We start from the raw sequence: 16,879 nt of genomic DNA on the forward strand, positions 1-16,879 counted from the left end.
TTATTCAAAGAATCCATGCTATACTATTAAAAATATAATATAGAAACTGTCTGTTTACCGTTCAAATAGAGAGGAGATTTAAATGTTTACAACAATTGCTCGTTGTCTATGGCTTTTGCTTGCAATAATTAGCTTTATTGGTGGAATCATTGGATTAATGCTTCCTATAATCCCACAAATTCCTTTTTTCATACTTTGTTTATATAGCATCTCAAAATTTTCTCCTCGCTTTCACGCTTGGATTAAAGGAACAAAGTTATATCAAAAATACATTCTTAAATTTAAAAATATGCTTCCAGCTAAAGAAAATACAGATTAATTACAATATTTAAAAAATCATGTTTTTCATACTAAACAGAGAAAACTGAGGTGTCCCAAGATTAAACAATAATCTCGGAGGTACTTCAGTTTTTGTATTACTCACTATATCCTGTTAATTATTTTTGCTCATGGCTACCTTAAGCGCTTCTGCTAGCGCACTTTCTTGTGGTTCATTATCTTGATTGACTTTTTTTAGCAATTTTTTTTCTTCATATTTAGTCATCTTCTTACTGCGTTTCTTTTTATCCGCCATCTTATCGGTTGTTCCATCGTATTTACATCTAAAGTAATCACCATTTTTTCCAGCAACAATCAACATTTTCCGATGACATTGCGGACATCTGTGGTTAGAAACTTTTGCTTCAGCACGTCGCCGATACTTACATTCAGTATTGCTACATACGTATAGTTTACCATCACGCGCATTTTTTTCTCGCAGTAGGGAACCACATTCCGGACATTTTTTTTGCGTTAAGCTAAAATCTTGATACTTTTCCTGGCTATTCTTAATTTCTTTCACCAAATTACGCGTATCATTTTCAATTTCCTTTAAAAACTGCTTACTTGCATATTTACCAGCAGCAATTGATTCAAGTTGCTTTTCCCATTTGGCTGTAAGCTCCGGAGTTACTAACTGTGGATTAACTAACCCTAATAGTTGTTTTCCTTTAGGTGTCATCTGAACATAATTGTTCTTACGTTCCATCAAATTAGACTTGATTAATTTCTCAATAATCTCTGCACGAGTTGCTGGTGTTCCAAGTCCATATTTTTCCATTTGTGCTAATAGAGTACCTTCATTTAAGTGCGCTGGTGGAGTTGTTAGTGCTTCACTTATACTAAAATTTGGTTCAACTCTTTGGCCTTCAACCCATTTTTCTATTTTATCTAGTTTTGCTTTTTGATCAATTCTTTTCCAACCTTGTTCTAAAACAGTATTTTGATTTAGTATAAAGCTTGCCTGGCCAAATTTAATTGTTACTTTTTGTTGGCTAACTTTATGTGCCTTAGCGAATAAGCCTAAAAAACGAGCTACAATCAATCCATATATACGATGTTCATCACTCGAAAGTTTAGCATAATTAGGTTTTTGTTCTGTTGGAATCAAAGCATAATGGTCAGTTACTTTACCATCATTAAATACCCTATTCTGTACTACTTTTGCTCCATTTTTAGCATATTCTTTTGCTTCTGGATACATATCACAAACAGCTTGTAATCTTTCTTTTAACGTTGCCCTAATATCATTACTCAAATATTTACTATCTGTCCGCGGATATGACACAATTTTATGGATTTCATATAAACTTTGAATCAAAGATAATGTTCTCTTAGCAGAAAATCCATAACGCGCATTCGCTTCTCGTTGTAATTCAGTTAAATCATATGGTAAAGGCGCTGATTCTGTTTTTTCTTTAACACTTATAGAACTTACTATTCCGTGATTGTTTTGTAATTGAGTTACTAATTTTTGCGCAGCTTCTCTCGTTTTAAGTTCATAGGGATTTTTTTGCTGCAACTTTATTTTCTGACCCTTGGCTTGTAATGTAATAATATAATATTTTTGCGGAATAAAATGAGCTATCTTTTCATCTTGTTTATTTACTAATGCTACCGTAGGTGTTTGCACACGTCCTGCTGAAAGACTGTCTTGATACTTTACTGTCAGAGCTCTTGTAACGTTTAATCCAACAAGCCAGTCTGCTTTTGAACGAGCTAGCGCAGAATAATACAGATTATCATATTCCTTTGCCGACTTTAAATTAGCAAAACCTGCCTTAACCGCTTTAGTTGTTTGCGAAGATATCCATAAGCGTTTAACTGGTTTGTTAAAACGAACATACTCTAAAATCCAGCGTGCAACTAATTCCCCCTCACGGCCTGCATCAGTTGCGATAACTGCTTCAGAAATATCTTTACGCTTAGCAAGTTGACCAATCGTTTTAAGTTGTGCTCTTGTTTTTGGTAACGGTTTAATACCAATATATTTAGGAATCATCGGTAATGTTTCCATTTGCCATTGTTGCCAATTCTGATCTAAATCCTCAGGCATTTTTAAAGTTAATAAATGACCCAACGCCCACGTAACTATCACTTTGGATCCTTCAAAGTAATTTTTATTTTTCTGTGTTGCACCTAAAATATGTGCTAGATCACGGGCTACACTGGGCTTTTCAGCTAAAATTAATTGTTTCACGTTTTTTTCCTTTCACGACCTAGTTTATTTTTTATTGTACCACATCATTAAAAATACGTAGTAAAATAGATACTAACTTGACTTTCAAAGGAATGATTATTCATGACATTTAATATTGAACGGATTAAAAAACTCACAATGAACCAAAAAACTTATAATGATTTAGATAGCGATATTGTTGCTGCACGAAACCATGCTTTAAAAGCCGTTCGAAAATATAACCTTATCGTTTATCAAGAGAGTTTCTATGATTACTCTATTTTGAAAAAACTATTTGGTTCAATTGGTACCAATCCTTATATCGAACCTAATTTTTATTGTGAATTTGGGTTCAATCTTCATATTGGTAATAATTTTTTTGCTAATCATGATGTCATTTTGATGGACTGTGCTTCAATAACTATTGGTAATGATGTTAATATTGCTCCTAAAGTTGGTATTTACACTGTTAACCACGTTGAAGATCCTGTCAAAAGAGCCCATCACCAGATTTATGCCACTCCAGTTACTATTGGCAATGGTGTTTGGATTGGCGCCGGTGTCAACATTGTTGGCGGTGTTACTATAGGTGACAATGCTATTATCGGTGCCGGTAGTGTTGTAACGAGCGATATTCCTGCAAATACAGTTGCTGTTGGTAATCCCGCACACCCAATCCGTAAAATAAAAACTACTAGCTAGATTAAGCTAAGTCTTTTATACCAAAAAGAGTGGACCTAAAGACCCACTCTTTTTCTATCTATATTTAAATCTTAGTTCTAGTTTTTATAGTTTCTAACATTAATCAAAATATTCTTCTGGTATAAACAGTTCACTTAATGTTGCGGCCATAATTGCTTTAATGGAATGTAGTCTGTTTTCACCCTCTATAAAGACACGGGATTGTTTTCCTAGAAAAACTTCATCTGTTATTTCAAGTTCACTTACTTTAAATTGTTCAGCCAGTTTTTTACCCATAATCGTATTTTTATCATGAAATGCGGGTAAGCAATGCAACACTATTGTGTGTTTCTTGCCAGTGGCTGCAAGGAGCTCTTTGTTAATTTGATATGGTAACAGTTGACTAATTCTTTTAGCATAATCAATGTCTTCTCCCATTGAAATCCAAACATCTGTATATATTGCATCAGCATTCTTAACTGCAGTTTTGACATCTTCTGTAATTAGAATATTAGCTTTGCTTTCTTTAGCATATTTTTTCGCTAATGATTGAACTTCTTTCGCTGGTTGTAAATCCTTAGGTGCGGCAATGTGTATATTAACCCCCAGCATAGCGCTCGTTACTAATAAGCTGTTAGCCATATTATTCCGTCCATCGCCTACATACACCAAAGTTAGCCCTGCTAAGCTACCAAATTCTTCTTTTAGTGTCATAAAATCGGCTATCATCTGTGTTGGATGCCATTCATCCGTTAACCCATTCCACACTGGAACCCCACTATATTTTGCTAGTTCTTCAACATTTTCTTGTAAGAATCCACGAAATTCGATACCATCAAACATACTGCCAATTATTTTTGCTGTATCTGCTACGGATTCTTTGGTTCCAAACTGAATATCGTTCTTGCCTAGAAACTCAGGATGAGCACCTAAATCATTAGCAGCAACAGTAAATGCAGATCTCGTCCGCGTTGAATTTTTTTCAAATAATAATGCAATATTTTTACCTTCCAAATACTTATGTGGAATATTATTTTTCTTCATTTTTTTTAAATGTAAACTAAAATCAATTAAATAATTCAACTCTTGCGCTGTAAAATCACACTCTTTTAAAAATGATTTTCCATAAAAATGATTCATTGGCTAACCCTCCGTTACTAAACATTTTGACAATACATCTTTTATTACCTCAATACCCGCTAAAAGTTCTGATGCTGGTATTATCAGCGGTGGCAATAGCCGTAATGTATTCCCATGTGCTGACAAAGTTAGTAAGCCTTGGTTTTGTAGCTTTTTAATAACAGCGTTAACTTTTACTTTTTCATCTAAATGAATTCCTATCATTAATCCCAATCCTGTGATGTCTTCAACGCAATCTACATTAGCTAGCTCTTGTTTTAGATAATGCCATACAAATTCTGCTTTTTGTTCAACTGCATCAAGAAAATCAGGATTTAGCTTATCTAAGACGACATTAGCTGCTGCCATTGCTAATGGATTTCCTGCAAAAGTTGAACCATGACTTCCAGGGCCAAAATACTCTCCTAATTCTTTTTTTCCAACCATTGCACCCACAGGTATTCCATTAGCCAAACCTTTAGCAACAGTATAGATATCTGGTTTTAAATTAAAATGTTCAAAAGCAAATAACTTCCCTGTCCGTCCCATTCCTGTTTGAACTTCATCTACAATTAGTAAAACACCTTTTTCATGACATTTGGCTTGGACTTCGTTAAGCCATTCTCCTTGACCGCAATTTACACCGCCTTCACCTTGAACAATTTCCAAAATAACCGCTGCTAAATCAGTCGTTATTTCTTCTAAAGCATCAAAATCATTATATGCGGCAAATTTTACATCCTCTAATAATGGTAAAAAACCGGCTTTTATTTCTTCATTTCCTGTTACAGATAATGAACCATATGTCCGTCCATGAAATGAGTGGTTAAATGCTAAAAACTGCTTTTTGCCTGTTGCTTTTCGTGCTAACTTCAAAGCTGCTTCATTTGCTTCAGTTCCCGAATTACAAAAACTTACTAGATATTCTTTGCCTTTAGTTAATTTACAAGCAACTTCTTCTTGTAATTGACTTTCATACAAATTAGAAGTGTGCCAGATTAAACCTAACTGCTTGGTGACTGCATCATTTAGTTCCTTCACATTATAACCAAGGCCACAGACACCTATTCCACTAGTAAAATCACGATACTTGTTTCCCTGCTCATCCATTAGTTCATATCCATTACCAGCTACAATCTGAAATGGAAATCTGTTATACGTTGAAAATACATGCTTCATCATCATCTGTGTCCTCCTTCGTTATTATTGTTCCTGGAACTTGTAATTTATTTGTAATTGAAATTTTTTTAACACCTGCTGAACAAGCTTTAAAGGCTGCTTTAATTTTGGGTTGCATTCCTTTAGTTATTATCTTTTTAGCTGTAAGATCAGTCGCGCTTTTCCTATTTAAGCGTCTAATAATCTTACCTTCATCTAAAACACCCGCAACATCCGTCATCAAATATAGCGCTTGTGCTCCTAACAAACTGGCTACTGCTGCTGCCGCTTCATCTGCATTAACATTGAGCCAATTTCCATCTTTTGTTAGTGCTAAAGGAGCTAAAACACCTATTTTTCCATTTAAGATTGGTGTTAGTGCTTCTTGATTAACTGAAGTTATAACACCAACTTGTCCATATCCATTTTCGTCTAGATAAGTGCCTTCTAACATATTATTCATTGCTGCATTTAATCCACTAACAGCTAACTGATGGTCACTTAATTTCTGCAAAAGTAACGGCTGTGTTTGGCCTAACAAAACTAATTTAGTAAGCGTCAGCGTTTTCTCATCTGTCACACGTACTCCATTTTTCTTTAAAACCGGTATGTCTAACTGCTGACATAATTTTGATATCATCGGTCCACCACCATGAATAAGCAATATTTTTTTACCTTCACTTTGCCAAACATGAAGTTGTTCAAAAAAATCTGTGTTTAGACTGTCTAATGCATTTCCACCTACTTTAACGACAATTAACTCTTTCATTTTTTCTCTCCTAACTTCTGTATGAGGCATTGATTTGCACATATTTATATGTTAAATCACATCCCCATGCCTGCCCTTTCTTATCGCCATTATGTAAATCAACAGTTATCGTAACTTTATCTTTGCTTAATGCTTCAGCTACTTTTTCTTCTGAAAATGCTGTTCCCAAACTTTGTGTAACTACTGGAATATCATCAAAATAAATATCAACTGTATCTACATTAATATCTGCAGCTGTAATGCCAATTGCTGCGATAATTCTGCCCCAATTTGCATCACCACCAAATACTGCAGTTTTGACAAGACTTGATCCTACAATTGCTTTGGCTACCTGTTGTGCATCTACTTTTGTTTTTGCGCCTAAAACATTTGCCTCAACTAACTTGGTTGCCCCTTCTCCATCGCGTGCGATTTCTTGGGCCAATTGGCTTAACACTTGATGATAGACTTCTTTAAACACCTGATAATCTTCTGTATCTTTTATTAATTCAGGAATTTGTTGTCCCAACGCTTGCCCATTAGCCAGTGTTACAACCATATCATTAGTTGATGTATCTCCATCAACTGTTATTTGATTAAAGGTCGTTTCAACTTCATTACTTAACATCTCTTGTAACATTGACCCTGAAACTTTTGCATCTGTAACAACAAAACCTAGCATTGTTGCCATTTTAGGATGAATCATCCCCGAGCCCTTGCAAAAGCCGCTCATTGTACATAGTTTCCCAGCTTGTTCAAATTGAATAGAGATTGTCTTAGGATGTGTGTCCGTTGTTAAAATTGCTTCTGTTATTTTGGCATTTTGTGTTTTTTGTAGCTTGTTTATTCCATTCTTTATTTTTTCCATGGGCAACGTTTCTCCAATTACCCCAGTCGATGCAACTCCAATTAATTCTGGTTTAACTTCTAGTTTTTTGGCCATCAAAAGTTGTTCTGTTAATGCATCCTGCTGCCCTTGTGCTCCTGTACATGAATTAGCAATCGCACTATTTACTACTATTCCTTGCAACTGTTGCTTTAGAGCAATCGTTTTTTTAGTCAAAGCAGTGGGAGCTGCACAAAACTTATTTGTTGTATATACACCAGCTGCACTAGCTGGGACTTCTGAAAAAAACCATCCCAAATCTAATCGTTTTTTGCGCAATCCTGAATGCAACCCATCACTGTAAAATCCCTTTGGCCAAGTAAACTCAATTTCTGCTGTCTTTCCCATCTCTTACTCTTTTCCTCCCTACGGCCACATAGAAACTACTGGTAATCCAGTATTTTCGGCCATTTCAAACAATTTATTCATATTTTGGACTGCTTGTCCACTTGCTCCTTTGAGCAAATTATCAATAACGGAAACGATCATAATCGTTTGGCTTTCTTCATTATATGCAAAGCCGATATCACAATAATTTGAATATGTTACATCTTTAATATTAGGTAATCCTTCATCAAGTACTCTAACAAAAGGTTTATCAACATAATATTTATTAAAAGCCTTCTTTAAATTTTCTAAAGTACAATCTTGTTTCGGCTTTGCATAGATTGTTGCCATAATACCACGCGTAATTGGTAATAATGTTGTCGTAAACTGGATTGTTTTTATCTTTTCATCCCAGATTTTTAATTGCTGCATAATTTCAGGAATATGCTGATGCTGATTTACTTTATACACATACGCATTTTCATTAATAAATGCATAATGTGAACTAGCTGCTAACTTCTTTCCTGCACCTGAAACACCCGATTTAGCATCAACTATAATCGAATCTACCTGTACCATTTTTTCAAGGACAAGCGGTGCTAATCCTAACAAAGTTGCTGTAGCATAACAACCAGGATTTGCAATATAGTTGCTAGTTGGTGTGTTAAACTCCGCTAACCCATAACTTGCTTTAGCTAACTGGTCTACTGTAGCTGCTTTTTTGTGATACCATTTCGCATAGCATTTTGCATCTTTTAACCGCATATCACCCGATAAGTCAATAACCGGAAAATTTTTTTCCAAGTATGGCTGAACTAACTGACTCGTAACGCCAGCAGGAGTAGCAAAAAACAAAACATCGTTGTCCGCCATTATTGCAGCTGCATCGTAACGGCGTAATATGATGTGCTGATTGCGAAATGCACTTATTTCCTCGTCTAAATATCGGACTGTGTCACTCCCGTTAGCATGATCATACAAATTTATTTGTTCTATTGCAGGATGTTGCGTTAAAAGTTGATATAATACCGTACCGCTATATCCTGTTACACCTACAACTGCCGCTTGCATAATTTTCCATCTCCGTTCATTAATATAAATTAACATTCTCTTAGTGATGTTCTTAATATAATCTCATTCTATGCAAAAATCAACCCTTAAATTAATTTTTATACCATATATTTGATTTTTTTGTATATTTAGGCCCTTTATATGCATTTTATGCACAGATAAATGAATATTATTCTCTAATTTAGCTGTTACTTGTTTACTATTTTCAAGATTTAATTCCGTTTTGGTTATTTTGTTATGAAAATAATGTTATAATAATTTTGAAAATACGTCCTATAAATTAATCGTTTGAAAAATTTATTTCTTTTAATTCATTTCAAACATATTGACATTTTCGCACATCAAGTTATAATAATTACTGTATTATAATTTTTCTAAACAAGAGGGTGGAAAGGTTGAAAAAAGAGAACCTTGCTCAAAAGGTAAATATTTTACGAGCAGCTGTCATGGGTGCAAATGATGGTATTTTATCAGTTGCCGGTATTGTTATTGGTGTTGCGGGAGCATCTAATAATAATTTTGCTATTTTTATTTCAGGGATTGCTGGTATGCTTGCCGGAACTGTTTCTATGGCGATGGGCGAATATGTATCAGTTAATACTCAAAAAGATTCACAACGAAAAGCAATTATTCAGCAAAAAGCATCATTGGCTAATGACTATGCATATGAATATGAATTTGTTAAACAAAAATATGAAGCAAAAGGGATTGCACCTGCACTAGCAAAGAAAGCTACAGATGAAATGATGGCTAAGGATGCATTAGTAACAACTGTACGAGAACGTTTTGGTTTTGATCCACATCAATTCACTAGTCCATATGAAGCTGCAATTTCATCAATGATTTCATTTCCAATTGGTTCATTATTACCTTTAGCAGCTATTACTTTATTTCCAGAACAATACAAAATTCTGATGACTTTTGTTGCTGTTATTATTGCGCTTGCTTTAACTGGTTATTTTGCAGCAATCTTAAGCAAAGCAAATAAAAGAAACGGCATTATCCGTAATGTCATTTCAGGAACATTAACAATGTTAGTTACGTACGGAATTGGTATTTTAGTAGGACGCTAGAAAGGGGGAACTTACAATGATGAAAATATTAAATCGCAATACCTTAACAAAAAAGAAAAAAGATTCTCAAGCATCCATGAATGAAAAACTGAACGTTTTACGTGCAGGTGTTTTAGGCTCAAATGACGGCATATTAACTGTTGTTGGTGTTTTGTTTAGTGTCGCAGTCGCTACTCCAAATCGATTTACCATTTTTATTGCAGGCCTAGCAGATCTGATTGCTTGTGCTTTTTCAATGGCGTCTGGTGAATATGCTTCTGTTAGTACCCAACGCGATACTGAAGTGGAAACCGTTAGAAAAGAGCAAGCTTTGCTTAATACTAATTATGAAGATGAGTTAAAAAGTGTACAGAAATATTACATTTCTCGTGGCATTTCCCCAGAGACTTCGCTAGAAATTGCCCAAGATTTATTAAAGAAAAAGCCGCTAGAAACCGTTATTGACGTTAAGTATAATTTACAGTTAAATGAATATTTAAGTCCTTGGAGTGCTGCTTTTTCATCTCTTTTTTCAGCAAGTCTTGGTGGTATCTTGCCACTTGCTGCAATGACGCTTAGTCCTGCCTCACTTATGTGGCAAGCAACTATTTTAGCAGTTTGTCTTTCCGTTTCACTAACTGGACTTTTAAGTGCTAAATTAGGTAATGGCTTAGTTAGATTAGCTGTAACGCGTAATTTAATTGTTGGCATTATTACAATGATTATCCACTATTCATTAGGTATTCTATTATAAAAATAAGGTGTTTAAGCTGAACAATTAATGTTGCCCAACTTAAGCACCTTATTTATTATATAACTACTAATTTATTGGATTTTACAATCAATTGAAATCACTTAATACTAGTGATTACAACCTAACTTCAATAGAAAAATATTACGATAAACATTTTAACTTTAATTCAACAGTAGGAAAATCTCAGATTACTAAATATTTTGAATTATAAAAATATATGTCTAAATTTAAATGCTAATATCAAGTAATGTTTTTTAGGAACAGACTAATCAAAATACTTTTTCCCAACAAATGCTATTTTGTACCTACTAGCATTCTTAAAAAAATATAAAGTTAAAAGTCTTTCTGCTAAAAAGCCAATGAATCTATTTTGATATCTGCTTTCTTTTTGTTGACATTTTTCCTCTATTTTTTTCAAAATAGGAAATAACCAAGCACAATAATCTGCCAATATTTTTTTCCTAGTAATCACCATATTATACCCACTATATATTCTCTCATCAAAGATTTTTACTGCGGCTTCATAGTATTCTGGTGACATTTCTTTTAAAATATCCATCATAACAAACCAGTCTTTTTTACTATGATCTTGTTCATATGTTTTTTTTACACTAGGTATATTTACAATTGGTATTGTTAATATGGCATCTATATTTTGATGATCTAGTTTTTTTAATTCACTATAAGTTATATTAAACCATCGACGATAATGACATATTCCTACATACATCGCATTTACTCTATTTAAATTTTTCCATATCCAATATAAGCCTGTCAATTCACAATAGTTCATGTTTTTATATGATATATTATCGCCTACATCATCTTTTAGATTTGCTAAACTAACATCTGTATTATATTTTCCAACTTGCAAAGGTGTAATATACCTTGGAATCTTTGACATCATTACATTTTTATCATTATGATTACACATCATAAAAATCTCTATCGTATTACTATAACCACTGACATCAATCGATTTTCCTTTTATATCCAATGGATTTTTAATATTATTTTCTATATAATCTAACCTAAGTTCTTCCATATTTTGAGACTCAAAAGTTAAAAAATCAATGTTTATAAATTTTAACCTCCGCAAAGTATCTCTTATTTCATATTTATATTTATCTACTGTCGTTACTAAGACTAAGCTTTTCTCAACATAACTTAGTAGTTTACTAATTTCTAATACAGGAACACCTTCACATATTTTCTCGTTTTCTTTTATTGAAGTTACTGCACAACAAAATGGAACTATGTTATACGGCTCTGCTGCTAACATTTTTATCACTTGTTGTGCAATTTTCCCTGCACCATAAATTATAATGTGTTTATTTTCATTAATTGCAGAATTTATTTTTTCTCTAATCATTCTATCTTCTCCAATGTGCGGATACTATCCAAGATTTTTTTAGTATAATATCCTTCCCTTAGTTTTTTACCTACTTGGTTAGCACAATAATAAAAATGACTGTATTCATCAAAGCTTACCTTAACTTGTTTTTCTTTTATATCTTCCAAGGAATCTATAACCAGTCCACATCCATTCTCTAAAACAAATTTTGCCATCGCTGCTTGTTTCCATATAATAATTGGTATTCCTGCTGCTAAATATAATGATAGCTTATGTGGTGTATTAATTCGTAAATAATCACCATAAATTCCGTTACATGTTTTGCAGCTATCTCCGTCCCATACCAAGCCAAAACTGCCCGACAAATAATATGGCAACTCATTAGGCGAAAATGCCCCCTTGTATGATATATTAGCCTGCTCTTTTTCGGTATAACCAACCCCATATAAATTAAAAGCTATGTCTGCTGGTAAATAATTTAAATATTGTGATTTGTGTCTTCTTAAAGTGCCTGCAATTATTATAGGATCTGTAGGTGTAACTGATCTTTTTTTCATTCTATCTTCATCATATTGTGGAATTAAGTAATCAAAAGCTTCAAGCTGAATAATTTTATCTCTTTTTATATTTTTGTTGATTAAAAAATTTTTCATTTTAAAATTATGTACAACTATTTTATTGCTAATATCATATATGAAATTTTCCTCTGTCATTAAAATCCTTTTTTTATCGTCAGAAATATCATCTCTTTTAACAACTCTTAATGATTCTATATCATTCAATAAAACGATTACTCTAATACCTCTTTTTTTTAGATTTGATAATACGGCCTCTAAAAATATAGAATGTTGTAAAAATGGAAATTGAATAAATAACAGATCGTTTTTCAAAAGTCTCTTAGTTTCTTTTTTCCATAAATCTGCAACTTCTTGATGATTTTTTCGATCCGTTGATATATAATTCAAATTACCTTTTCTAGGTAAGATTTTAATAACTATCGGATTAAACCCGCTATCTTTTAAAATTATTTCAATATCATTTCTTGCCTTTGATGCAGCCGATTTCATTGTGCGACTATTAGAATACAACTCTTCTTTAATAAAATAATTCATTTTTCACTTACCCTAATGTACTTGTCCATAATACGCATTCTCTCCATGTTTTCGCAAATAGTGCTTATTCTGTATATCTTGATCTAAAATCCTTATATTTGGGCTTAATGTCATTGTATGATAATCCATTTCAGCAACTATTTCCAAAACCTTCGCATTGTAAACAGCCTCTTTTGCATCAATCCCCCAAGTAAATGGACCATGTCTGTTAACTAGAATGCCTTTCATTTCTAGCGATAGTAACTTTCTTTGCTTTAATGTTTCAACGATTACTTTTCCTGTATTTTCTTCATAATTGCTCTGTATTTCTTGTTTTACTAATTCTCTAGTGATTGGAATATCGCCATTGAAAGTATCTGCGTGCGTTGTATTCAACTCTGGAATAGATTTCCCTGCTGCAGCAAAACTAACTGCCCAAGGTGAATGTGTATGTGCAATTCCCTTTATTTCTGGAAAATGATTATATAAAACAATGTGTGTCGGTGTATCTGATGAAGGCCGTAACTTTCCCTCGACTATATTTCCCTTTAAATCAACGACAACTAAATCATCTGGACATAAATCTTTGTATGCAACACCTGATGGTTTAATAACAAATAATTTCTCTTGTCTATCTATTCCAGAAACATTTCCCCATGTAAAGTTAACTAATCCCAACTCTGTTAGTTGCATATTTGCTTCATATACTTGTTGTTTTAACTTTTCTAACATTCTTTGTTCCTCTCTTGCTTCATAATATTCAAGGTATGCGTAATTCCTAAAGTTAAATCATATTGACCTTGCCAACCAAGGTCTTCAAGTCTATCAGAACTTAACACTTGATATTGAATTGGTGAGTCGTTTTTCGACTGATCTAAACATTTGAAAACTATCTTTTTTTTAGAAATCATCGCGATTTCCTCCGCTAAACTTTTTACAGTTGTGATAGAATTAACATTTGCAATGTTGTATGCTATTTTAGTTTGACCTTTTAATAAAACTGTTATAATTCCAGCCACACAATCTGCAACATAGCAATAAGAACGTAACTGATTCCCCAGACTTTTAAGTACAATTGTCTTATCTTCCAATGCGGCTTTCAAAAACTGAACATGTGCTCTATTATCGTTATTAGTTATCCTTGGTCCATATGTATGACATGGTCGAACTACAACGATATCTAAGTGATTCTGTTCCGCAAAAGAAGCACACAAAGTTTCACATGCTCGTTTGCTATTGGGATAACAGGATCGACTATTTAATGGATCAATATGTCCCGTATGTTCTTCACCAAACTTTGTAATATCAGTAGATTCTTGCCCATAAACCTCTCCTGAAGAAACATATAAAAAGCGTTTTGTTCCCATCTGCTTCGCATATGTTAATAGATTATACGTACCGTTTATGTTCCCCATCATAGTTCCAATTGGATCTTTTTTAAACGCTTCTGGATAAGCATTACCAGCATTATGGATAATATAATCTACTTTAAATTGAAAGCTCGGTAACTTTTGATTATCAAATTCAATAAAATGTAATTTATTTGTTGCTTTTTCTTGAAAAACTCTTTGTAAATTTTTCAATTTCCTGCTAGTAGCAAAAATTTCTATCTTATTTTTGTGAAAGCTGTTATACATTAAAAGCTCATCAACTAAAAAGGAACCTATTGTGCCAGTTGCTCCAGTAACCAATATTGATTTCCCTGCAAGTTGATTAATTTTCATTGAATTTGTGATAGCTACTTTCAAGTCTTCTTGATATACACTACCATTTTTACTCATAGTCTATCCTCCACTTTATTATGCCTTTATCCATTGTGCCTTTTTAACTAATAATAGTGCTTTAAATATTTCCAAATCATCTGTTGTCGTTAACTTAATGTTTTTTTCTGATCCTAAAGAAAAATGAACATCTTGTCCTAATTCTGCAAATAATGTACATGATGCAACAGAATTTGTTATTCCTTTTTGCAAAGCTAATCGATGCATAGAACATAGCTTTCCAAGTTGAAACCCCTGTGGCGTTTGAGCTCTTAATAATTTTTCTCGCGGATAGCTTCCAATTGAATTTTGTCCATTTTCAGTTTCCATCATCGCCTCTGTACAAGGAATTGTCGCTATTGCAGATCCAAATTTTTGAGCTGTAACAATACAATCAGAGATTATATCTTCTGAAACCATTGGTCGAATCGCATCATGAACTAAAATAACATCCTGTTTATCATAATGCTTTTCTAGTTCAAACAGCCCATTACGAATTGAATCCTGGCCGTTTTCTCCTCCGGGTACAATATATTTCAATTTTGTAATATTAAATTGTTTGGCATATGCTTGTAAGACTTTTTCCCAACCAGCCACACACGCAACGGCAATTGCATCAACACTCGGATGTTTTTGAAATGCCGCTAATGTATGGATAATTACAGGACGATTATCAACTGTTAAAAACTGTTTAGGAATATCCTGATGCATTCTGCGCCCGACTCCGCCCGCAATAATTAATGCTAAATTCATTTGCTTTTACCTACCATATTCAAAATAACTTCATTTTTAATTTCTTGATGAATCATTTTGCCACTTGTTCCATCAGTATAACTATATATTTGACTAGCTAATTTTTTACGTAATTTTCTTTTTTTATCGTTACCATTAATCAAATCTTTTACAATCTGATACCATGGATAACTTGCATCATAAAAATGATAAAAAGCCTTATCTGGTAATAATATTGCTTCACCTAAAGAAACAGAATTTAAAATCATCGGTTGTTCGGTTATCGTATATAATGCCATTATTGAATTTAACTCTGAAATATAAGCATCTGATGCGCTTAAAAAGGAAAAATATTCCGGTCCATCATCATACACAATATTAGGGTATTCTGGTGAATTATTTTTTATTGCTTCAACCAGAGCATCATATTCATCCAACATATCTGGTGAAAAGTGTTCTATTGTTAGCCTTGATAAAGGATGTGGCCGCCATATTACTGCACAATTTGGATTCATTCTAGCTGCATCAAAAACCTGTTGTATAAAAGCAAAGCCACTATACTTATTGTTAATTAGATATGTACAGTTAGTATCTAATGCAAAGACGAATTTATTTTCTAATTGCTTCTTCCATTTCTCTGGAATTTTTTTCCCATCTTTTGTTGCTTGATAAACTGCATCCATTTTCGGAGATCCAAGTACTAATACTTTTTCTTCGGGTATTCCATATTTAACTGCTGCATCTTTAACAAATTGTCCAGCGACAACTAGTTTATCAATATTTTTTATAGTTGGAATAGCATAAGTTACATACTGCGCATCATTAATTAGCTTTCCAAATCCTGTAATATGATATGGTACAAAAACAAGCATGTCAGTATATTTTTTTAAATTAGATGTAAAATACTCTTTTTTCACTCTCGTAACTTCATTATAAGCATCATAAGCATTATGGATATATATAATATCCGGAGACTCTTCCTCTAAATTATATTCATTGTAGGATGTTATTTTTATATCTTTAGGGAACAAATCTCCCTCATATGTATAGATTTCTTCTTTACCCGTCAATTCATAATATGGAATTGGGACTACTTTAACTACACAATTTGGATCATTTTTAGCTTCTTCATAAATAGATGCCAAGCTATCCCACATTGTGACTTTATATGGCATAAATACAATGTTTAGTTTGTCTGGAAGATTCTTATTAACATTGATTTCTATAAATCTGACAATACTTTGGATTCTTGCTAATTGATTTTTATTAAATAAATTTTCTGTTCCATTCTCAATGTTAAATAAGTTGCGTAAGCTTTGTATATCTTTGTTAAATATTTCGTATGTCTTTTTTTCTTTTTGAAGAATATTATCTATTTTGTTTATTGCAACTGTTAAGCTTTGTAACAATAAATTCTGCATTTGAATGTTTGCATTATTTTTCATTCCTAGAAGAATTACCATTTCATTTATTGTTTTCAGCAGCTTTGTAAGCTCTTTTTTTTGTTTTAAAAAAATCACTTTTAATCCCCATTTCCTAGTAATATTCAAATAATCTATCTTTAATTAATATCTCTTCATTTATAACTATCTTATTTACTATAATCGGATATTAACAACAAAAATAAACCCTTAAAATAAAAAAACCCA

General features: G+C 32.9%; 16 protein-coding genes. 4 read left to right on the top strand and 12 right to left on the bottom strand.

Annotated elements, in window-relative coordinates; translation table 11 throughout:
• Positions 1–82: 82 nt before the first annotated feature.
• Positions 83–319: a DUF454 family protein gene (locus LB941_RS05815; RefSeq protein ID WP_253360265.1), complete on the top strand. Its 237-nt coding sequence runs from the start codon at positions 83–85 to the stop codon at positions 317–319.
• Between the two features lie 114 nt (positions 320–433).
• On the opposite strand, the gene LB941_RS05820 is transcribed toward LB941_RS05815, so the two are convergent.
• A complete protein-coding gene (locus LB941_RS05820) occupies positions 434–2,518 on the bottom strand; it encodes a DNA topoisomerase III (RefSeq protein ID WP_253360267.1) in 2,085 nt (694 codons plus the stop codon).
• 138 nt (positions 2,519–2,656) lie between these two features.
• Between LB941_RS05820 and LB941_RS05825 the strand changes: the two genes are divergently transcribed.
• On the top strand, positions 2,657–3,199 hold the full coding sequence (locus LB941_RS05825; RefSeq protein WP_253360269.1) for a sugar O-acetyltransferase: 543 nt from the start codon (positions 2,657–2,659) through the stop codon (positions 3,197–3,199).
• Positions 3,200–3,298: 99 nt separating this feature from the next.
• On the opposite strand, the gene argF is transcribed toward LB941_RS05825, so the two are convergent.
• The 5 genes from argF to argC are packed head-to-tail and all read right to left on the bottom strand — an operon-like array spanning position 3,299 to position 8,487.
• On the bottom strand, positions 3,299–4,318 hold the full coding sequence (gene argF / locus LB941_RS05830) for an ornithine carbamoyltransferase (RefSeq protein WP_253360271.1): 1,020 nt from the start codon (positions 4,316–4,318) through the stop codon (positions 3,299–3,301).
• Between the two features lie 3 nt (positions 4,319–4,321).
• Entirely contained in the window at positions 4,322–5,482 is a 1,161-nt protein-coding gene (gene argD, locus LB941_RS05835) for an acetylornithine transaminase (RefSeq protein ID WP_253360273.1), read from the bottom strand.
• Positions 5,451–6,224: an acetylglutamate kinase gene (argB, locus tag LB941_RS05840; RefSeq protein ID WP_253360276.1), complete on the bottom strand. Its 774-nt coding sequence runs from the start codon at positions 6,222–6,224 to the stop codon at positions 5,451–5,453. Before argB ends, argD begins: the two co-directional genes overlap by 32 nt.
• A gap of 10 nt (positions 6,225–6,234) precedes the next feature.
• Positions 6,235–7,437 carry a bifunctional glutamate N-acetyltransferase/amino-acid acetyltransferase ArgJ gene (gene argJ, locus LB941_RS05845; protein ID WP_253360278.1) on the bottom strand — a complete coding sequence of 401 codons (1,203 nt, stop codon included), beginning with the start codon at positions 7,435–7,437 and terminating at the stop codon, positions 6,235–6,237.
• A gap of 18 nt (positions 7,438–7,455) precedes the next feature.
• A complete protein-coding gene (gene argC, locus LB941_RS05850; RefSeq protein WP_253360280.1) occupies positions 7,456–8,487 on the bottom strand; it encodes an N-acetyl-gamma-glutamyl-phosphate reductase in 1,032 nt (343 codons plus the stop codon).
• A gap of 395 nt (positions 8,488–8,882) precedes the next feature.
• On the opposite strand from argC, the gene LB941_RS05855 reads away from it, so the two are divergent.
• Positions 8,883–9,560: a VIT1/CCC1 transporter family protein gene (locus LB941_RS05855; protein WP_275980001.1), complete on the top strand. Its 678-nt coding sequence runs from the start codon at positions 8,883–8,885 to the stop codon at positions 9,558–9,560.
• A gap of 19 nt (positions 9,561–9,579) precedes the next feature.
• On the top strand, positions 9,580–10,293 hold the full coding sequence (locus tag LB941_RS05860) for a VIT1/CCC1 transporter family protein (RefSeq protein ID WP_425270507.1): 714 nt from the start codon (positions 9,580–9,582) through the stop codon (positions 10,291–10,293).
• Between the two features lie 265 nt (positions 10,294–10,558).
• Here LB941_RS05860 and LB941_RS05865 read toward each other — a convergent pair whose 3' ends face one another.
• From LB941_RS05865 to LB941_RS05890, 6 genes are read right to left on the bottom strand one after another with little or no spacing between them, the layout of a single operon-like run.
• Positions 10,559–11,665: a DUF4422 domain-containing protein gene (locus LB941_RS05865; RefSeq protein WP_253360284.1), complete on the bottom strand. Its 1,107-nt coding sequence runs from the start codon at positions 11,663–11,665 to the stop codon at positions 10,559–10,561.
• Positions 11,662–12,759 (bottom strand): glycosyltransferase, encoded by a 1,098-nt coding sequence (locus LB941_RS05870; protein WP_253360286.1) that lies wholly within the window; start codon positions 12,757–12,759, stop codon positions 11,662–11,664. The genes LB941_RS05865 and LB941_RS05870 overlap by 4 nt, the downstream gene beginning before the upstream one ends.
• Positions 12,760–12,771: 12 nt before the next feature.
• Positions 12,772–13,470, bottom strand: coding sequence for an L-ribulose-5-phosphate 4-epimerase (locus LB941_RS05875; RefSeq protein WP_253360288.1), 699 nt, complete (start codon positions 13,468–13,470; stop codon positions 12,772–12,774).
• Positions 13,464–14,519 carry an NAD-dependent epimerase/dehydratase family protein gene (locus tag LB941_RS05880; protein ID WP_253360291.1) on the bottom strand — a complete coding sequence of 352 codons (1,056 nt, stop codon included), beginning with the start codon at positions 14,517–14,519 and terminating at the stop codon, positions 13,464–13,466. Before LB941_RS05880 ends, LB941_RS05875 begins: the two co-directional genes overlap by 7 nt.
• A gap of 18 nt (positions 14,520–14,537) precedes the next feature.
• Positions 14,538–15,251: an IspD/TarI family cytidylyltransferase gene (locus LB941_RS05885; RefSeq protein ID WP_253360293.1), complete on the bottom strand. Its 714-nt coding sequence runs from the start codon at positions 15,249–15,251 to the stop codon at positions 14,538–14,540.
• The gene (locus tag LB941_RS05890) at positions 15,248–16,750 is read right to left on the bottom strand and encodes a CDP-glycerol glycerophosphotransferase family protein (RefSeq protein WP_253360295.1); all 1,503 of its coding nucleotides are present in this window, start codon (positions 16,748–16,750) and stop codon (positions 15,248–15,250) included. The genes LB941_RS05885 and LB941_RS05890 overlap by 4 nt, the downstream gene beginning before the upstream one ends.
• Positions 16,751–16,879 lie beyond the last annotated feature (129 nt).

The sequence above is a fragment of the Ligilactobacillus ubinensis genome (genome assembly GCF_024160875.1).
Taxonomy (GTDB): Bacteria; Bacillota; Bacilli; order Lactobacillales; family Lactobacillaceae; genus Ligilactobacillus; species Ligilactobacillus ubinensis.

Coding starts and splice junctions, on each gene's coding strand:
- LB941_RS05815 (WP_253360265.1), top strand. CDS start 83: ATGTTTACAACAATTGCTCGTTGTCTATGGCTTTTGCTTGCAATAATT.
- LB941_RS05825 (WP_253360269.1), top strand. CDS start 2,657: ATGAACCAAAAAACTTATAATGATTTAGATAGCGATATTGTTGCTGCA.
- argF (WP_253360271.1), bottom strand. CDS start 4,318: ATGAATCATTTTTATGGAAAATCATTTTTAAAAGAGTGTGATTTTACA.
- argD (WP_253360273.1), bottom strand. CDS start 5,482: ATGATGATGAAGCATGTATTTTCAACGTATAACAGATTTCCATTTCAG.
- argB (WP_253360276.1), bottom strand. CDS start 6,224: ATGAAAGAGTTAATTGTCGTTAAAGTAGGTGGAAATGCATTAGACAGT.
- argJ (WP_253360278.1), bottom strand. CDS start 7,437: ATGGGAAAGACAGCAGAAATTGAGTTTACTTGGCCAAAGGGATTTTAC.
- argC (WP_253360280.1), bottom strand. CDS start 8,487: ATGCAAGCGGCAGTTGTAGGTGTAACAGGATATAGCGGTACGGTATTA.
- LB941_RS05860 (WP_425270507.1), top strand. CDS start 9,580: ATGAAAATATTAAATCGCAATACCTTAACAAAAAAGAAAAAAGATTCT.
- LB941_RS05865 (WP_253360284.1), bottom strand. CDS start 11,665: ATGATTAGAGAAAAAATAAATTCTGCAATTAATGAAAATAAACACATT.
- LB941_RS05870 (WP_253360286.1), bottom strand. CDS start 12,759: ATGAATTATTTTATTAAAGAAGAGTTGTATTCTAATAGTCGCACAATG.
- LB941_RS05875 (WP_253360288.1), bottom strand. CDS start 13,470: ATGTTAGAAAAGTTAAAACAACAAGTATATGAAGCAAATATGCAACTA.
- LB941_RS05880 (WP_253360291.1), bottom strand. CDS start 14,519: ATGAGTAAAAATGGTAGTGTATATCAAGAAGACTTGAAAGTAGCTATC.
- LB941_RS05885 (WP_253360293.1), bottom strand. CDS start 15,251: ATGAATTTAGCATTAATTATTGCGGGCGGAGTCGGGCGCAGAATGCAT.